This is a genomic window from Avibacterium endocarditidis (assembly GCF_965138825.1).
Lineage (GTDB): Bacteria > Pseudomonadota > Gammaproteobacteria > Enterobacterales > Pasteurellaceae > Avibacterium > Avibacterium endocarditidis.
The window spans coordinates 154354-170973 of sequence record NZ_CBCSDH010000003.1 but is presented as its reverse complement, the minus strand read 5'-3'; the positions used below and the strand labels follow the sequence as shown (position 1 = coordinate 170973).

The following is a 16620-nucleotide window of genomic DNA, read 5'->3' as shown; positions in this document are numbered from 1 at the left end:
TTAATGGCATTGAAAATTTTTGGAATCAGGCGAAGCGGATACTGCGAAAATATAATGGAATTAACCGAAAAAACTTTCCTTTATTCTTGAAGGAATGTGAATTTCGGTTTAACTTTGGGCCACCAAAAGAGCAGTTAAAAATATTGCGAAAATGGTGTGAAATTTAGGGCTAATCTACTACAGCCCCTAAAAGTAAGAAACGCGAATTGATTAGAAAAATACTGAAAGTTGTTTATTTAATCAGTTAAAGCGAAATCACAATGAAAGATTTGCAATTCCCTGGGGCTTGGGGCATAATGCGGGCGTTCTGTTGCTAGATTTGGTGGCAGATGTTATGGAAACCTTCTCGGTTCCTCGCAACGAGGTCTGGTTTACTCGGTCAGGTTCGGAAGAAAGCAGCCAAAGTCAGATTTTTCGTGTGCCGAGATCAAGCTGGGAAGGTTTCCGCCCAGCTTTTCTTTTTTCAACTTCTCTTAAATCAATCTTTCACTTTTTCAACTCAACTAAATTCTTTCCACTAATTGTTTGAAAAAGCCGTTTTCTTTTGCCATTAAGGTTTGATAATTGCCTTGTTCGATTAATTTGCCATCATCAATAATGCAAAGGTTATCAAATTGTTCAATCGCGGTAAGGCGGTGCGTTACCATAATTAAGGTTTTGTTTTGGCAATGGGCGAGAATTAAACGCAGAATCTGGCGTTCTGTTTCGCGATCTAAACCTTCGGTAGGTTCATCAAGCAGTAAAATAGGTGCTTGATTGAGTAATACGCGCGCTAAACCTAAACGGCGCTGTTCACCGCCTGAAAGCGGGCGGCCGCCATCGCCAAGCCATTGATCTAAGCCCTGTTCTTGGTCTAGCAATTTGCCTAAACCCACTTGGTTTAGCACGTCAATCATTGCCTCATCAGAAATAGGTTGCTGATTTGCCAGCTGTAAATTATTACGCAAGGTATCGCTAAAAATATGCACGCGCTGGGTTAAAAAGCACATTTGGTTACGTAAACTTTTTTCGCTGTAGCTTTCAATTAGTTGATTGGCAAGGAAAATTTTCCCTTGTGCGGGATTATAGTTGCGTACTAAAAGCTGTAACAGGGTGGATTTGCCACTGCCAGTTTTGCCTAGAATGGCAACTTTTTGCCCTTGCGGAATTTCAAGGTTGATGTTCTGTAGTGCAACATCTTGACGTTCAGGATAAGTGAAACTCACTTGCTGAATGGAAAGATCAAGTGCGGTGTTTTTTTCGATAGTTTTTTGTCCGTTAAATTGCACGAGTGGCGTTTGTTCGGTGATTTCGGTAACCCGCTCGGCAGAAGCAATCACTTGCCCAATATGCAAAAATGCCGAACCCAAAGGCATTAAAATCTCAAAGGCTGCCAGTGCAGCAAGGGCAAATAGGGCGATAATCGCAGGGCTGTATCGATCACTGCCAAAATCAGCATTGGCGGCAAACCATAAGGTGAGCGCAAGCAAAATGCCATTGGCAAAAAGCACAAGTGCGGTGGAAAATCCGCTTAAATTGGCTTCTTTTTGTTGAAAGTGTTGCCATTGTTGTTCTGTTTCGTCCAGTTTTTGTTTGAGCGGTTTTTCAGCATTAAACAGCAATAATTCTGCTTGAGATTGGATATATTCTACAAATCTCGTGCGGTAAGCCGCGCGCGCTTGGGTGAGTTTATGCCCGAACTTTTGCCCTAAATGATAAAAAATTGTTGGCACAATCAAGACAAGTGCGGTCAACATTGCACCAAAAAAGAGTGCGAGCGGAAGGTTAAAAAAGCTCAAGCCTAGGGTGAGAAAACCAATCACTAGCAAAGCGGTGATAAAGGGCGCGAGCAGGCGAAGATAAAGGCTATCGAGCGTATCCACATCTGCCACTAAGCGGTTTAATAAATCACTGTTACGATAGCGATTTAGCACGGCTGGGCTTAGGGGAATGATCTTTTGGAACACTTGCACACGCAATTTGGCAAGGATTCTAAAGGTGGCATCGTGAGTAACGATTTTTTCAAAATAACGGGCTACGGTGCGTCCAATCGCCAATCCGCGCACGGTGGCTGAGGGATAGAAAAAATTGAATAACGTGCCAATGCCCGCCAAGGCGGTGGCAGCCAAGAACCAGCCTGATACCGTTAATAAACCAATACTGGCGGCAAGCCCTGTGATCATCAGGATTAAGCCTAAAAATAACACGAATTTGGCGTGCTTAAATAAACGTAAAAATGGTAAAAGTGTACGCATTAATTAATATCCTGTTTACGTTGTGCAAGAAGTTCTGCGAAAAATCCGTTATTTTGTAATTCGGCAAAATTGCCTTGTTGAACGATTTGTCCTTGTTGCATCACAAAAATGCAATCGCATTGTTTCAGATCTTCAATGCGGTGCGTAATCATCAAGGTGGTTTGTTCACGGCTAATTTTTTGCAAGGCGGAAAGTACCAGATTTTCTGATTGTGCATCAAGGCTGGCGGTAGGTTCATCAAGGAGCAATAAATGACGATGACGCAATAAGGCGCGGGCAATGGCTAAACGCTGTGCTTGCCCCACGGAAAGTCCAATGCCCCCTTCTTTAATTTCGGCATCTAGCCCTAATTTATCGGTAAATACGGTAGCCTGTGCTTGTACCAAAGCGTGTTGAATTTGTTCATCGCTAGCTTGGATTCCGCCTAAGAGTAGGTTTTCGCGAATCGTGCCTTGTAATAGCAAGGGATTTTGCCCCACCCACGCAATCGCACTGCGCCATTGGGTTTTATTAATTTGATTGAGTTCAATGCCATTAATTTTCAGGCTGCCTTGATAATCTAAAAAGCCAAGTAGGGTATTGATTAATGAGGTTTTCCCTGCGCCACTTTGCCCGACTAACGCGGTATGACTTTTAGCCGGCAGATGAAAATTAAGAGCTTGGGTGAGCGGTTTGCCTTGTGGCGAGAGCACCACCAGATCTTGCGCGTGGATTTCAACCGTTTCATTTAACGTGAAATCTTGGCTTGCTTTCGCTTCATTCAAAATAGGCTGTTCTAAAAATTCAACAATAGCATCAGCCGCACCAATGGCCGCCGCGCGGTCGTGATAATAAGTGCCAAGATCACGCAAAGGCTGATAAAACTCTGGGGCTAGAATTAAGCAGAAAAAGCCGATAAATAAGGTGATTGGCGTGCCATAAGTGCCGAAATCAAGCTCGCCCAAATAACTAAAACCAAAATAGACGGCCATTAGCGCAATGGAAATCGAGGTAAAAAACTCCAACACAGCAGAAGACAAAAACGCCATTTTCAGCACGTCCATTGTGGTTTCGCGGAAATCTTCCGTGGCTTGTTCAATATGCGCGGTTTGTTCTTCCGTTTTATTGAATAAGCGTAAGGTTTCCAGTCCGCGTAGGCGATCTAAAAATTGACCACTTAATTTTGCTAAGGTTTGCATATTTTTCTGACTGCTGTCTGCGGCGGCGATCCCAACTAAGATCATAAAAATTGGCACAAGGGGAGCGGTAACGAGCAAAATGAGCCCCGCCGCCCAATTTAGCGGAAAGACGGCAATTAAAATAATAAACGGAACGATCACCGAAAGGGCTTGTTGAGGTAAATAGCGTGCGTAGAAATTATGTAGATTTTCCACTTGTTCTAACATTATGCTTGCCCAACTGCCAGCGGGTTTTTGGTTAATCATTGCTGGGCCAACTTGATGTAATTTGGTGAAAATTTGTTGGCGAATAAAATGTCGTAATTTTTGACCGCACTTGAAACCAAGGCGTTCGCGCCAATACAAAATGATCGCACGCAAGCCAAAGCCGATTACTAAGGCGATAAAATAACCGATTAAATTTTCCCTTGCGGTTTGCACCATAATGAGCTGATGTAATAGGGTGGCGAGCAAGTAGGTTTGTGCAACTAAGATCAGAGATGAAAGGCTAGCCAATAAAATATTAAGGCTAAGTAACTTTTTTATGGGTTTTTGTTGGGCGCGTAGCCATTTTTGTAAGTGTCGTTGGCGAGCTTTATCCATAATTCTGCGTAAAAGGGTTAAGTTAGATAATAAGGAAAAAAGAAAAGCGGTGCATTACGGCAATAATGCACCGCTTAGGCTTATTCTTGGCTATCTAAGAAGCGTTCTGCATCTAAGGCTGCCATACAACCTGTGCCAGCAGAGGTAATGGCTTGGCGGTAATTGTGATCCATTACGTCACCTGCGGCAAAGACGCCCTCTACTGATGTGGCGGTGGCGTTGCCCTCTAAACCTGATTTCACCACGATGTAGCCATTATTGAGTTCAAGCTGATCGGCGAAAATCTCTGTATTTGGCGCGTGGCCAATTGCCACGAACATTCCGTCTAATTTGAGTTCTTCCGTTTCGCCTGTTTGGGTATCTTTTAAACGAATTCCGGTTACGCCCATATTGTCGCCTAGCACTTCATCTAAAGTACGGTGGGTATGTAGGATAATTTTTCCTTCTTCCACTTTTTTGTATAGGCGATCCACTAAGATTTTTTCTGCGCGGAAGCTATCACGGCGATGCACTAAATGCACTTCAGAAGCAATATTGGCTAAATAAAGAGCTTCTTCCACCGCGGTGTTTCCACCGCCAATCACCGCAACAGGTTTATTGCGATAGAAAAAACCATCACAAGTAGCGCAAGCAGAAACGCCACGGCCTTTGAAAGCTTCTTCAGACGGCAAGCCGATGTAGCGTGCAGAGGCCCCTGTGGCAATAATTAATGCATCACAGCTAAAACTTTGAACATCGCCATAAAGTTTGAATGGACGAGAAGAAAGATCCACGCGATTAATGTGATCGAAAATAATCTCTGTATCGAATTTCTCCGCGTGTTGCAACATTCTTTGCATTAACTCAGGGCCGGTGGTATCACCAAAATCCCCCGGCCAGTTTTCGATTTCTGTGGTGGTAGTGAGCTGTCCGCCTTGTTGTAAACCTGTAACTAATACTGGGCTTAAATTAGCACGCGCCGCATAAATAGCCGCGGTGTAGCCCGCAGGGCCTGAACCTAAAATTAACAGTTTGCAATGTTTCATTTCTGACATAAAAATTCCTAGTTTATAAATCGTAAAAAATCTTCGCTATTATAGAGGCTTACGCCGTTAAATTCATTAATAGAGTAGTGAATAGAGCAATCGGCGGTATTTATTGGTAACCGGATCGTTATTGCCAATAGCAGCCAGAATAGATAAAAACTCTTGTTTCACTTCACCATTCAGCACGCCTAAATCTTGTTTTAATAAGCTGAATAATAATTCCAAGGCATCTTCATTGCGGTGTGCTTGGTGTAACTGTAATGCCAGTTTTAAGGCCACTTCAGGGCTTGGATTATTGGTGTATTCGGCTTGTAATTGCTGAATTTCTGGCGTGTCTGCCGCTTTAATTAATAATTCGATTTGCGCTTGCAATCCTTGCCAACGGCTATCGCGATCTTGCAATGGAATGCGGTTTAAAATTTCCTGCGCTGGTTCAACGCGTTTCATTGCAATATAGGTTTCTGCATAAAGCAGGGCAATATCGCTGTTTTTGTGATCGGAAAGCTCCCACGCGTCTTTTAGCAGTGGCAAGGCTTGCTCATAGTTTTCATTCGCTAGAAAATCTAATGCTTGGGTAAATTTAATCTCTTCTTCTTTTGGCAAGATCAGGCTTAAATGTTGTTCAAGGGTGGCGTCATCTAATGCCCCTTGGAATGCATCAAGGGCTTGCCCATCTTTAAATAAATAGGTGGTTGGCAAGGCTTGAATACGAAACTGCGCCGCGACCATTTGTTCGGCTTCACAGTTAATTTTGCCTAATAAAAATTGCCCTTGGTATTTTTCTGCATAGCGTTCTAGCACGCTTACAAACGTATTAGATTCCTCGTGGCTTGGCGCATAAAACACTAAAGCAACAGGTTTTTGTTGGGTTTGTTGTAAGATCTCGGTGAGATTTTGTTCGGTAACATCAATAATATAAGCTGACATTTTCACTCCACGTTTCACGCTAATTTGAGTTACAAAAATTGCCATCGATTGTAACAAAAGTGCGGTGGTTTTTGGAAAAAAACTTCCCAAAAAACCACCGCACTTAATGATTTAATAAAAATCTTGCTTAGAACAAAATACTTCCCACTAAGGCAAAAGCAAATCCGGTAAAGCCGATGAGGGTTTCTAGCACTGTCCAAGTTTTTAATGTGGTTTTGGTGTCCATTTCTAGGAAACGGCTGACTAACCAGAAACCGCTGTCATTAACGTGAGAGAATACCGTTGCACCTGAGGCGATAGCGATCACGATAAAGCAAAGATCGAATTGGCTTAATCCAACCGTTGCCGCCACCGTTGGCGCAATTAAGGCTGATGTGGTGGTGAGTGCCACGGTGGCAGAACCTTGTGCTACACGCAATGCCATTGAAATAATGAAGGCGGCCACAATCACAGGCATTCCTGTATCAGCAAACATTGCGGAGAGTTCGTTGCCAATGCCACTTGCGCGCAATACGCCACCGAACATACCACCAGCTCCCGTTACTAGAACGATAGAACAGATTGGACCGAGTGCGTTATCACAGATTTTTTCGATTTGTTCATTACTGCGCTGATCTTTTAGCAATAAAATGGTTACGATTAAGGTAATCAATAATGCCACAGGGGTTTTGCCGAGTAAGCGTAAGCCTTGCACCCAAGCCTGTGAGCCATCAACCACGCCTGCGACAGAAAGGGTATTCAAGCCGGTATCACATAAAATCAGCACTAATGGTAATAATAGAATGGTTAACACTTTACCAAAACTTGGTGGATTTAGCACCGCAGTTTCATTGATGGCGTTTACGTTTAAGAACGCTTTTGGTAAATCTACCATCACTTTTTTACCTAAGTATTGGCTAAATAAGTAGCTTGCGATGTACCAAGTTGGAATACCGCAGACTAAACCAACGATGACTAATAAGCCAATGTTTGCTCCTAATAAATCGCCTGAAGCAACAGGGCCAGGGTGCGGAGGCACAAAGGCGTGCATTACAGCAAATGCTCCTGCTGCTGGGAAGGCATAGCGCAATACTGAACCGCCAAAGCGTTTTGCGACACTAAAGATAATTGGCAGCATCACGACTAATCCTGCATCAAAGAAAATTGGGAAGCCGAACAATAAAGAGGCGACCCCTAAAGCGAAAGGTGCTTTTTTTTCACCAAATTTATTGATGAGTGTATCAGCAAGCACTTTTGCGCCGCTAGTGATTTCAAGCAAGCGACCGATCATCGCGCCCAAACCAACTAATAACGCCACAGACGCTAATGTGCCGCCGAAGCCTTTAGTTAAAGTTGGCAGAATTTCATTGAATGGCACGCCGGTGGCTAGTGCCGTGAGCAAGCTCACGATAATTAATGCGACAAAGGCGTGAACTCTGAATTTCATAATTAATAAAAGCAACATCAAGACTGAAGCTATCAAAGTGAAAATCAACATATAAGATCCTTAGTATTTGATGATTAATTTTTTAGCCAACGACCAAGAACGGATTGCTAATTTACCCGTAACATTAAAATTAACTAGCAAGGTAAAATAGATAGGCATATTATTAGGGAAATTCTAACCAAAGTTCAAATGATTAGGACGAAAATGGCGATTTTTGTTAAAAATTTGTGAGAATGATCACAAAATGAAATGTTACCAGTAACTAAAATCAGCAATTTTTTGTTATGGTTAGTGCAGTAGAAATAAAATTTAGCGGTAAGGAAAAGAAAATGGAAAAAACAAAAGGCAAAAGTTTTATCTTAATGGGCGTTTCTAGCACAGGAAAAACTTCGGTAGGTACGGAGGTTTGTCGCCGTTTAGGGTTAAAATTAATTGATGGGGACGATCTCCACCCGAGAGCTAATATCATTAAAATGGGCAATGGGCAGCCACTTAATGATGAAGATCGCGCCCCTTGGCTTGAGCGTATCCGTGATGCGGCATTCAGTCTAGAACAAAAAAGCGAACAAGGGATTATTGTTTGTTCTGCATTGAAGAAAAAATACCGCGATCAAATTCGCGATGGCAACGAAAGCGTGAAATTTCTGTTTTTAGAAGGCAGCTTTGATTTGGTATTAGAGCGAATGAAAAATCGCAAAGGGCATTATATGAAAACAGAAATGCTCAAAAGCCAATTCGATACCTTAGAAACCCCACAAGCTGATGAGCCAGATGTCATTCATATTGATATTGAAGGAACATTTGACGAGGTGGTAGAACGTTGTGTGGTGGCGTTAAAACCGTTTTTGGAATAAATATGGATATTTTAGGAAAACTTTACTTCCTATACGCTTCTCGCGTATAATTTTCTGAGTTTTATTGGAGAAACTATGAAAGCGGTTTTTATTGAATTGCCTCCTTTTGAACGCTATCGAAAAGCGTTAATGACTGATGATGAATATTTTGTTTTGCAAAATGAATTATTGGCAAATCCAGAAAAGGGGGATTTGATTCAAGGTTCGGGCGGTGTAAGAAAAATCCGTATTTCGGATGAAAAGCGTAACAAAGGAAAAAGAGGCGGTGCAAGAGTGATTTATTACTGGCTTAGTCGCCAATGTCATTTTTTGATGATTACTGCTTATAGTAAGAAACAGAAAGATGATTTAGCTCCGGAAGAAATAAAAGCGATTTCGCAACTTATTAAGCATATTAAGGAGGAATAATGGAACGGAACATTGCAAATGAAATTATTGAGGGATTGAATGCTTACCTTGATTATCAACAAGGTAAAACCACCCTCAAAACCATTGAGCGTGACTTTCCAGCGGAAATGGGCGAAATAAGCGCGAATGAAGTGAAGTCTATCCGTGAAAAACTTAATCTATCACAATCGGTTTTTGCTAAGAAATTGAGAATGAGCGTACGCACTTATCAAGGTTGGGAACAAGGCAAAACCACGCCAAATAAACAAGCCGCATTACTCTTGAAGATGATTGAGCGCTCGCCACAAACCTTTGAAGAAATTGTCTCTCTCTAATTTGATCCCCTAATTAATAGGGGATTTCTCTTTTTTACCCCTCTATAAACCCTTTCATAAACCTGTTAAAATCCACAAAATTTTTTTGAGATAAGGACAAAGTGTGGCGTTAATTAGTTTAACTAACGGTTATCTTTCTTTTAGTGATCACCCCTTGTTAGATCACACGGATTTATACATTGAAGCTGGCGAGCGCGTTTGCTTGGTGGGGCGTAATGGGGTAGGCAAATCTACCTTAATGAAAATTTTAGCAGGTGAAATGGTGATGGACGATGGTCGCCTGCAATTTGAGCGTGATCTGGTGATCTCGCGCCTCGAACAAGATCCTCCACGCAATGCACAAGGCAATGTATTTGATTATGTGGCGGAAGGCATTGCCCATTTGGCCGATTTATTAAAAGAATATCACCGCACTTCGGATTTGCTCGAACAAGAATATAGCGAAAGCATGCTAAATCGTTTGGCGGAAATTCAAGCCCAACTTGAACACGCTGATGGTTGGCGGTTTGAAAATAAAATCCGTGAAACCCTAATGAAATTAGGGCTTGAGCCAAATATGCAATTGGCGGATTTATCAGGCGGCTGGCTGCGTAAGGCAGCATTGGCACGCGCTTTGGTATGCGATCCAGACGTATTGTTGCTTGATGAACCCACTAACCACCTTGATGTTGATGCAATTGAATGGCTAGAAAATTTCCTGCTGAGTTTTGCTGGTTCGATCATCTTTATTTCTCACGATCGTGCTTTTATCAGCAAAATGGCCACCCGTATCGTTGATCTCGATCGGGGCAAATTGGTGTCGTACCCCGGTGATTATGCGAAATATCTCATTGAAAAAGAAGAAAATCTGCGTGTAGAAGCCCTACAAAACGAGCTGTTCGATAAAAAATTAGCGCAAGAAGAAGTGTGGATTCGCCAAGGGATTAAAGCGCGGAGAACCCGTAATGAAGGGCGAGTGCGAGCCTTGAAAGCTTTGCGTGAAGAACGCCGTCAGCGTAGAGATGTGCAGGGTAGCGCCAAGTTGCAAGTGGATAATTCCACCCGTTCAGGCAAAATCGTCTTTGAAGTGGAAGATGTAAGCTATGAAATTGTTGGGAAAAAACTGATTTCGCATTTTTCAACCACCATTTTGCGTGGCGATAAAATTGCCTTAGTCGGGGCAAATGGGATCGGTAAAACCACCTTGATAAAATTGCTGTTAGGCGAAATTCAGCCTACATCAGGACGCATTAAATGCGGTACAAAATTAGAAATTGCTTATTTCGATCAATATCGTGCTGATCTCGATCCTGAAAAAACTGTGATGGATAACGTGGCGGACGGTAAGCAGGATATTGAAGTCAATGGCGTAAAACGCCACGTTTTAGGCTATTTGCAAGATTTCTTATTTCCACCTAAGCGCGCAATGGTACCAGTCAAAGCCCTTTCTGGCGGTGAGCGCAATCGCTTATTATTGGCAAAATTATTGCTCAAACCCAATAATTTGCTGATTTTGGACGAACCGACCAATGATCTTGATGTGGAAACCCTAGAATTATTGGAAGAATTGCTGGCAGATTATCAAGGCACGTTGCTGATTGTGAGCCACGATCGTCAATTTATTGATAACACGGCGACTGAATGCTACATCTTTGAAGGCAATGGCGTGATCAATAAATATGTGGGCGGTTTCCACGATGCGAAACAGCAACAAGCCAATGTGTTTGCTTTGAAAGAAGCGGAGCAAGCCAAAGAGAAAAAAGCGAAAGAAAAACAAGCGGAAAGTGCGGTGGAAATGAGCAAAGTTTCTCACAAACCCGTGAAAAATCGCCCTGTGAAACTTTCTTATAATGAGCAACGAGAGCTAGAGCAATTGCCACAAAAATTGGAAGATTTGGAAGAAAAAATCACCGCACTTCAAGCGGAGGTGTCCGATCCGAATTTCTTTCAGCAAGATCATCAATATACAGCGGACAAACTGCAACAGCTTGCCGATGCGGAACAAGCGTTAGAACAAGCTTTTGCCCGTTGGGAAGAATTGGAAGAAAAGAAAAATATGGCAAGTTGATAACTTGCTATAAAGATAAGTGCGGTGGTTTTTTTAGCAAATTTTATCCATAAAAAAACCGCCACATTAAAAACAAGTGGCGGAGAGGTCTTAAATAAGAAATTAGTTTGAAAAAGACAACTGCAATTTGCAGTGCACTAGCATTTACTAAGACTAGCGAGGCAGGAAATAGTTCACAAAAATTTTAAATTTTTTTACTTTTTTGCAAAAAAGTAGTGATTTGCTCTTCAATACCTTGTGCGTCTAGTTTTAAATCTGCCAAAATTTCTTGTTGTGTGCCTTGTGGAATGAAGAAATCTGGCAGACCTAATTGTAAAAGTGCGGTGGTTTTTGGCTGAGAATTTAGCACTTCTGCCACGGCACTGCCTGCACCGCCTTGAATAGCGTTTTCTTCGAGTGTAACTAATAATGAATGGTTTTCAGCCAGTTGCAAAATTAACGCTTCATCAATCGGTTTAACAAATCGCATATCCACAAGGGTGGCGTTTAATTTTTCGGCTACGGCTTTGGCGTTTGGTAATAGTGTGCCGAAATTTAAAATGGCGATCTTTTCCCCTTCGCGCAGTACTTTCCCCTTGCCGAGAGGTAGCATTGCTAATGGTTCAAGCTCTACACCAATGGCATTGCCACGCGGATAGCGCACGGCGGCAGGTTTACCGCATTGATAGCCGGTATAAAGCATTTGGCGACATTCATTTTCATCGCTTGGGGTCATAATCACTAAATTTGGAATACAGCGCATAAAGCTAATGTCGAACGCACCTTGGTGGGTTTGTCCGTCTGTCCCCACCACGCCAGCACGGTCGATGGCAAATAGTACAGGCAGATTTTGAATGGCGACATCGTGAATCACTTGATCGTAGGCACGCTGTAAGAAGGTGGAATAAATGGCTACCACAGGTTTAAACTCGGCAATTGCTAAGCCTGCGGCAAAGGTAACAGCGTGCTGTTCGGCAATGGCAACATCAAAATATTGTTGTGGAAAGCGGTTGGAAAATTCAACCATTCCTGAACCTTCACGCATCGCAGGGGTGATGCCGATTAATTTCGGATCTTGCTCTGCCATTTCACATAGCCAGTTGCCAAAAATTTGCGAATAGGTTGGGGTGGTGGATTTTGGCAATTTTCCGCTTGTGGGATCGAATTTCGGCACACCGTGGAAGCCGATTGGATCTTGTTCCGCAGGGGCATAGCCTTTGCCTTTTTTGGTTTTAATATGCAAGAATTGTGGCCCTTTCAGACTGCTCATATTTTTTAACGTGCTAATTAATTCGTCCACGTTATGGCCATCAATAGGGCCGATATAGTTAAAGCCTAGTTCTTCAAACATTGTGCCAATTGGTGAAACGAAGCCTTTAACGTGTTCTTCAGTCTTTTTCACAAATTCTTTAATCGGTGGCACGCCGGAGAGAATTTTTTTGCCGCCCTCGCGCAAGGTGGAATAGAAAGAACCAGAAAACAAGCGGGCCAGATAGTTGTTCAGCGCGCCCACATTTTCTGAAATAGACATTTCGTTATCATTGAGAATCACCAGCATATCGGTGTGCAATGCGCCAGCGTGATTGAGCGCTTCAAAGGCCATTCCCGCGGTGATTGCGCCATCGCCAATCACACAAACCGTTTTGCGCCCTGCGTTCTCTTTTTCGGCTGCCACGGCAATGCCAAGCCCAGCACTAATAGAAGTGGAAGAATGTCCCACACTTAATACATCAAATTCGCTTTCATCACGCCACGGGAAAGGGTGAAGCCCGTTTTTTTGGCGAATGGTAGACATTTTATCACGGCGTCCAGTGAGAATTTTATGCGGATAGGCTTGATGCCCCACGTCCCAAATGAGCTGATCGAATGGCGTGTTGAACACATAATGCAAGGCAACGGTGAGTTCTACCGTGCCTAAGCCAGAAGCCAAATGGCCGCTACTTTGACTAACACTCTCCAACAAATATCCGCGTAATTCATTACAAAGTTGGGGAAGTTGATCTTTATTTAAAAGACGCAAATCGTCCGGTGAATTAATCAGTGATAAAAGAGGATATTTTTCCATTGTTAATCAAATCCAAAAAAGGGTTAAATTTCGACCGCACTTTAATAATAAAAGGCTTAGGCGGTGTCCAATATATTAATTTTTTCTTGTTACAATAAACTCGCTCAATGCCTTTAATGGCGAGCTATCAAAAGGTAATTTGGCCAAAGCATCAAGGGCTTGTTGATGAAGTTCTTGCGCTTTTTCTTTCGCCCCTTGCAAGCCGAGCAATTTTGGGTAAGTGCTTTTATCTGCGGCTAAATCCGCACCCACGGTTTTACCGATCACAGCACTTTCGCCTTCAATATCTAAAATATCATCTTGCACTTGGAACGCCAGCCCAATGGCATCGGCATAGCGTTCAAGCTGTTGGCAAAGTTGTTTGTCGGCAAAATGCGGTGAACAAAGAAAGCCCATTTTTAATGCACAGCGTAGCAACGCGCCTGTTTTGTTGCGATGAATTCTTTCCAATTCCGCAAGGCTGACTTGTTGATGCTCAGCTTGCAAATCAAGGCTTTGCCCCAAACACATTCCTTGCACGCCAGAGGCTTTTGCCAATTCCGCTACCAAAGCAAGGCGTTGTTCGGCAGATAAATTTGGCGTTTGGCTCAGTAATTCAAAAGCAAAGGCTTGCAGCGCATCACCAGCCAAAATGGCGGTGGCTTCATCAAAGGCAATATGGCAAGTGGGGTGTCCACGGCGTAGAGCATCGTTATCCATTGCAGGCAAATCATCGTGAACTAAAGAATAAGCGTGAATCGCTTCAATGCCTGCGGCGGCATAATCCAAATGCACGAGTTCTGCCCCTAACATTCTGCCTGTGGCATAAACCAAAAACGGACGAACACGCTTTCCACCCAATAAAAGCGCATATTTCATCGCTTCCGCTAGGGAAGAGGGTTGCGTGTCAATTTGCTCAAATTGGTGTTCGAGAAATTGATTAATCCGCTGTTGAAATTGTTGTAAATCCTGTGCAAATTGGTACATAGCAGTGGCTTAGTTATTGGGTTGCTTATTCGTTGTTTTGATAGTCGCTTAATTCTGCTTTATCGCTTTTAGAAAGCAAAATTTGAATGCGCTGTTCCGCTTGTTGTAAACGCGCTTGACCTAATTGCGCCAGCTTAATTCCGCTTTCAAAATCCTTTAACGCCTGTTCTAAAGGCAATTCGCCACTTTCTAAACGAGCAACAATGCTTTCTAATTGGGTTAAGGTGGTTTCAAAATCTAAGCTGTTTTCGTCTGTGGTAGGTTTGCGTGCCATTGTTTTTCCTAAGTTCAAGCTAAATAAATGCCACATTGTACTGTATTTTTATGGACTTGTTAAAGCCTATAGCAAGATTGTTACGCAAAAAATCTCAGAAAAAAGCACCGCACTTTTGTTTCCCTTATTTAGCCCCAAAACAGGCGAGAGCAGTGGACGAGAAAAATTGGGGATTTGCAAAAGATGTTGTACAATACCGCCCAATTTTTTTGCTTAAAACAGAAGTATTCCAATGAAATTTATTATTAAACTTTTCCCTGAAATTATGATTAAAAGCGAAAGCGTGCGTACGCGCTTTATTAAAATTTTGACAGGGAATATTCGCAATATTTTGAATAAATATGACGACACAGTGGCCGTGGTGAAGCACTGGGATTATATCGAAGTGCGGTCAAAAAATGCGGAAAATCGTGCCTTATTAATTGAATTATTAGGACGAATCCCTGGTATTCATCATTTTCTTGAAGTGGAAGAAAAACCGTTCAACAGCGTGCAAGATATTTTCCAACAAACCTTGCAAGATGTGGCACATCTCCTTGAAAACAAAACCTTTTGTGTGCGTGTAAAACGTAAAGGCAAGCACGATTTCTCTTCTCTTGATGTGGAACGCTATGTCGGCGGTGGCTTAAATCAACATATCGCCAGCGCGAAAGTGAAGCTCAGCAAACCTGATGTTACTGTTCGCATTGATATTGAAGACGACAAAATGATGTTGGTGAAAGCACGTCATACAGGGCTGGGTGGTTATCCTATTGGCACGCAAGAAGATGTGCTTTCGCTTATCTCGGGTGGCTTTGATTCGGGCGTATCCAGTTATATGCTGATTCGCCGCGGCTCGCGCGTGCATTATTGCTTCTTTAATCTAGGTGGTGCGGCACACGAAATCGGCGTAAAACAAATGGCGTATCACATTTGGAATCGCTTTAGTGGCTCGCACAAAGTACGTTTTGTGGCGATTAATTTTGAGCCTGTGGTGGCAGAGATTTTAGAAAAAATTGACAATGGCCAAATGGGCGTAGTGTTAAAACGAATGATGGTGCGCGCTGCAAGCAAAGTGGCAGAACGTTTTGGCATTCAAGCCATTGTTACGGGCGAAGCACTCGGTCAAGTTTCCAGCCAAACCCTCACCAATTTACGCCTGATTGATGAAGCTGCCAATGCCCTTGTGTTGCGTCCACTTATCACCCACGATAAAGAACAAATTATTGCAATGGCAAAAGAAATTGGCACAGACGATATTGCGAAATCAATGCCAGAATTTTGTGGCGTGATTTCAAAAAATCCAACGGTTAAAGCAGTGCGAGAAAAAATTCTTAGCGAAGAAAATCATTTTGATTTCAGCGTATTAGAAAGTGCGGTGCAAAATGCGCAATATTTAGACATTCGCCAAATTGCAGAACAAACGGAAAAAGACGTGGTGGAAGTGGACACCATTTCCGTATTAGGCGAAAATGACATCGTCATCGACATCCGTAGCCCCGAAGAAACAGACGAAAATCCGTTAGAACTGGCAGGGCAGGAAGTGCGTTTAATCCCATTCTATAAACTTTCTACTGTATTCCCAGACTTAGACCAAAGCAAAAATTACGTCCTTTACTGCGAACGCGGCGTAATGAGCAAACTCCAAGCCCTTTATTTAAAAGAAAATGGGTTTGGGAATGTGAGAGTGTTTAGGAAGTAAATGGAATCACCGCATTTTATCAATTTATAAGTGCGGTGATTTTTTTGTCATTTTTTCTAATACATTATAAATAACTCACAAAATTTGCTAGATCGATTTGCTTAGGCTCACGGCTGGCTTTTTCTTTCCCTGTGCCTAGCATAATAAAAGCGACCACTTTATCGTTTTGATCACATTGTAGCGCTTGGCGTAACTCAGAGCCATCAACCCAAGGGCCAGTTACCCATACATTGTCAAAGCCTTGTGCATTGGCGGCAAGTTGCATTGCGTAAGTGGCGCAACCTGCGGTAAGCATTTGTTCCCAAGCAGGGACTTTAGCAATATCTTTTTGGATTTTTGCAATCACGGCAATGATCATTGGCGCGCGATTCGGTAAATTTTCCGCTTTTTTCAACCGCTCTTCACCAAGGTTAAGTTCTTGTACGGCACTTTTTAATAAGCCGCCAAGTTTGTTTAAACCGTCTTTTTCAATCACTACAAAGCGATAAGGTTGCAATCTACCGTGATCAGGGACGTGCAATGCGGCTTGGAAAATCTGTTCAAGTTGTGCTTGGTTTGGCGCAGGCGCAAAGAGTTTCTTGTTAGAACGGCGTGAAGTGAGTAGGGTTAAAGCGTCCATAATCAGTCCTTTTGTGATCATTTTTGTTATGAAAAGTGCGG

Annotated in this window: 14 protein-coding genes, 1 other RNA gene and 1 pseudogene; 7 read left to right on the top strand and 9 right to left on the bottom strand. The window is 42.7% G+C overall.

Going from position 1 to position 16620, the window contains the following annotated elements; translation table 11 throughout:
• Together ACNAV8_RS02985 and ffs are read left to right on the top strand one after the other, a co-directional pair.
• Positions 1-167: pseudogene (locus ACNAV8_RS02985) on the top strand (IS1595 family transposase); the annotation flags it as partial.
• Positions 168-343: 176 nt separating this feature from the next.
• Positions 344-442, top strand: an RNA gene (gene ffs / locus ACNAV8_RS02980) — signal recognition particle sRNA small type.
• Positions 443-503: 61 nt separating this feature from the next.
• Here ffs and cydC read toward each other — a convergent pair.
• From cydC to ACNAV8_RS02955, 5 genes are all read right to left on the bottom strand, one after another.
• Positions 504-2234 carry a heme ABC transporter ATP-binding protein/permease CydC gene (gene cydC, locus ACNAV8_RS02975; RefSeq protein ID WP_415777182.1) on the bottom strand — a complete coding sequence of 577 codons (1731 nt, stop codon included), beginning with the start codon at positions 2232-2234 and terminating at the stop codon, positions 504-506.
• Entirely contained in the window at positions 2234-3994 is a 1761-nt protein-coding gene (cydD, locus tag ACNAV8_RS02970; RefSeq protein WP_415777181.1) for a heme ABC transporter permease/ATP-binding protein CydD, read from the bottom strand. Before cydD ends, cydC begins: the two co-directional genes overlap by 1 nt.
• A gap of 80 nt (positions 3995-4074) precedes the next feature.
• On the bottom strand, positions 4075-5028 hold the full coding sequence (gene trxB, locus ACNAV8_RS02965; protein ID WP_103855986.1) for a thioredoxin-disulfide reductase: 954 nt from the start codon (positions 5026-5028) through the stop codon (positions 4075-4077).
• A 66-nt stretch (positions 5029-5094) separates the two neighbouring features.
• Complete coding sequence (locus ACNAV8_RS02960; RefSeq protein ID WP_103855988.1) at positions 5095-5946, bottom strand: co-chaperone YbbN; 852 nt, start codon at positions 5944-5946, stop codon at positions 5095-5097.
• A gap of 127 nt (positions 5947-6073) precedes the next feature.
• Positions 6074-7423, bottom strand: a complete 1350-nt coding sequence (locus ACNAV8_RS02955; RefSeq protein WP_103855985.1) for a GntP family permease — start codon at positions 7421-7423, stop codon at positions 6074-6076.
• A 278-nt stretch (positions 7424-7701) separates the two neighbouring features.
• Here ACNAV8_RS02955 and ACNAV8_RS02950 point away from each other — a divergent pair, with 278 nt between their 5' ends.
• The 4 genes from ACNAV8_RS02950 (at position 7702) to ACNAV8_RS02935 (ending at position 10995) form a co-directional block, all read left to right on the top strand.
• Positions 7702-8226, top strand: a complete 525-nt coding sequence (locus ACNAV8_RS02950; RefSeq protein WP_415777180.1) for a gluconokinase — start codon at positions 7702-7704, stop codon at positions 8224-8226.
• A gap of 75 nt (positions 8227-8301) precedes the next feature.
• On the top strand, positions 8302-8634 hold the full coding sequence (locus ACNAV8_RS02945) for a type II toxin-antitoxin system RelE/ParE family toxin (RefSeq protein WP_103852917.1): 333 nt from the start codon (positions 8302-8304) through the stop codon (positions 8632-8634).
• A complete protein-coding gene (locus ACNAV8_RS02940; protein ID WP_415777179.1) occupies positions 8634-8948 on the top strand; it encodes a helix-turn-helix domain-containing protein in 315 nt (104 codons plus the stop codon). Before ACNAV8_RS02945 ends, ACNAV8_RS02940 begins: the two co-directional genes overlap by 1 nt.
• A 103-nt stretch (positions 8949-9051) precedes the next feature.
• Positions 9052-10995, top strand: a complete 1944-nt coding sequence (locus tag ACNAV8_RS02935; protein ID WP_415777178.1) for an ABC transporter ATP-binding protein — start codon at positions 9052-9054, stop codon at positions 10993-10995.
• Between the two features lie 184 nt (positions 10996-11179).
• Here the strand turns inward: ACNAV8_RS02935 and dxs are convergent, their stop codons facing one another.
• The 3 genes from dxs to xseB all read right to left on the bottom strand — a co-directional run bounded on the left by dxs (position 11180) and on the right by xseB (position 14279).
• Positions 11180-13039, bottom strand: coding sequence for a 1-deoxy-D-xylulose-5-phosphate synthase (gene dxs, locus ACNAV8_RS02930; protein WP_415777177.1), 1860 nt, complete (start codon positions 13037-13039; stop codon positions 11180-11182).
• A gap of 75 nt (positions 13040-13114) precedes the next feature.
• Positions 13115-14005, bottom strand: a complete 891-nt coding sequence (gene ispA, locus ACNAV8_RS02925; RefSeq protein WP_103854909.1) for a (2E,6E)-farnesyl diphosphate synthase — start codon at positions 14003-14005, stop codon at positions 13115-13117.
• Positions 14006-14030: 25 nt separating this feature from the next.
• Entirely contained in the window at positions 14031-14279 is a 249-nt protein-coding gene (gene xseB, locus ACNAV8_RS02920) for an exodeoxyribonuclease VII small subunit (RefSeq protein WP_103852912.1), read from the bottom strand.
• Between the two features lie 232 nt (positions 14280-14511).
• Here xseB and thiI point away from each other — a divergent pair, with 232 nt between their 5' ends.
• A complete protein-coding gene (gene thiI, locus ACNAV8_RS02915; RefSeq protein ID WP_415777176.1) occupies positions 14512-15960 on the top strand; it encodes a tRNA uracil 4-sulfurtransferase ThiI in 1449 nt (482 codons plus the stop codon).
• Between the two features lie 64 nt (positions 15961-16024).
• Here thiI and ACNAV8_RS02910 read toward each other — a convergent pair whose 3' ends face one another.
• Entirely contained in the window at positions 16025-16579 is a 555-nt protein-coding gene (locus ACNAV8_RS02910; RefSeq protein WP_103854907.1) for an NAD(P)H nitroreductase, read from the bottom strand.
• Positions 16580-16620 lie beyond the last annotated feature (41 nt).

What these genes read in the sequence shown, in the direction of transcription:
- ACNAV8_RS02940 (WP_415777179.1), top strand. Translation starts at nt 8,634, where the DNA reads ATGGAACGGAACATTGCAAATGAAATTATTGAGGGATTGAATGCTTAC.
- xseB (WP_103852912.1), bottom strand. Translation starts at nt 14,279, where the DNA reads ATGGCACGCAAACCTACCACAGACGAAAACAGCTTAGATTTTGAAACC.
- ACNAV8_RS02955 (WP_103855985.1), bottom strand. Translation starts at nt 7,423, where the DNA reads ATGTTGATTTTCACTTTGATAGCTTCAGTCTTGATGTTGCTTTTATTA.
- ACNAV8_RS02960 (WP_103855988.1), bottom strand. Translation starts at nt 5,946, where the DNA reads ATGTCAGCTTATATTATTGATGTTACCGAACAAAATCTCACCGAGATC.
- ispA (WP_103854909.1), bottom strand. Translation starts at nt 14,005, where the DNA reads ATGTACCAATTTGCACAGGATTTACAACAATTTCAACAGCGGATTAAT.
- dxs (WP_415777177.1), bottom strand. Translation starts at nt 13,039, where the DNA reads ATGGAAAAATATCCTCTTTTATCACTGATTAATTCACCGGACGATTTG.
- thiI (WP_415777176.1), top strand. Translation starts at nt 14,512, where the DNA reads ATGAAATTTATTATTAAACTTTTCCCTGAAATTATGATTAAAAGCGAA.
- cydC (WP_415777182.1), bottom strand. Translation starts at nt 2,234, where the DNA reads ATGCGTACACTTTTACCATTTTTACGTTTATTTAAGCACGCCAAATTC.
- cydD (WP_415777181.1), bottom strand. Translation starts at nt 3,994, where the DNA reads ATGGATAAAGCTCGCCAACGACACTTACAAAAATGGCTACGCGCCCAA.
- ACNAV8_RS02950 (WP_415777180.1), top strand. Translation starts at nt 7,702, where the DNA reads ATGGAAAAAACAAAAGGCAAAAGTTTTATCTTAATGGGCGTTTCTAGC.
- trxB (WP_103855986.1), bottom strand. Translation starts at nt 5,028, where the DNA reads ATGTCAGAAATGAAACATTGCAAACTGTTAATTTTAGGTTCAGGCCCT.
- ACNAV8_RS02910 (WP_103854907.1), bottom strand. Translation starts at nt 16,579, where the DNA reads ATGGACGCTTTAACCCTACTCACTTCACGCCGTTCTAACAAGAAACTC.
- ACNAV8_RS02945 (WP_103852917.1), top strand. Translation starts at nt 8,302, where the DNA reads ATGAAAGCGGTTTTTATTGAATTGCCTCCTTTTGAACGCTATCGAAAA.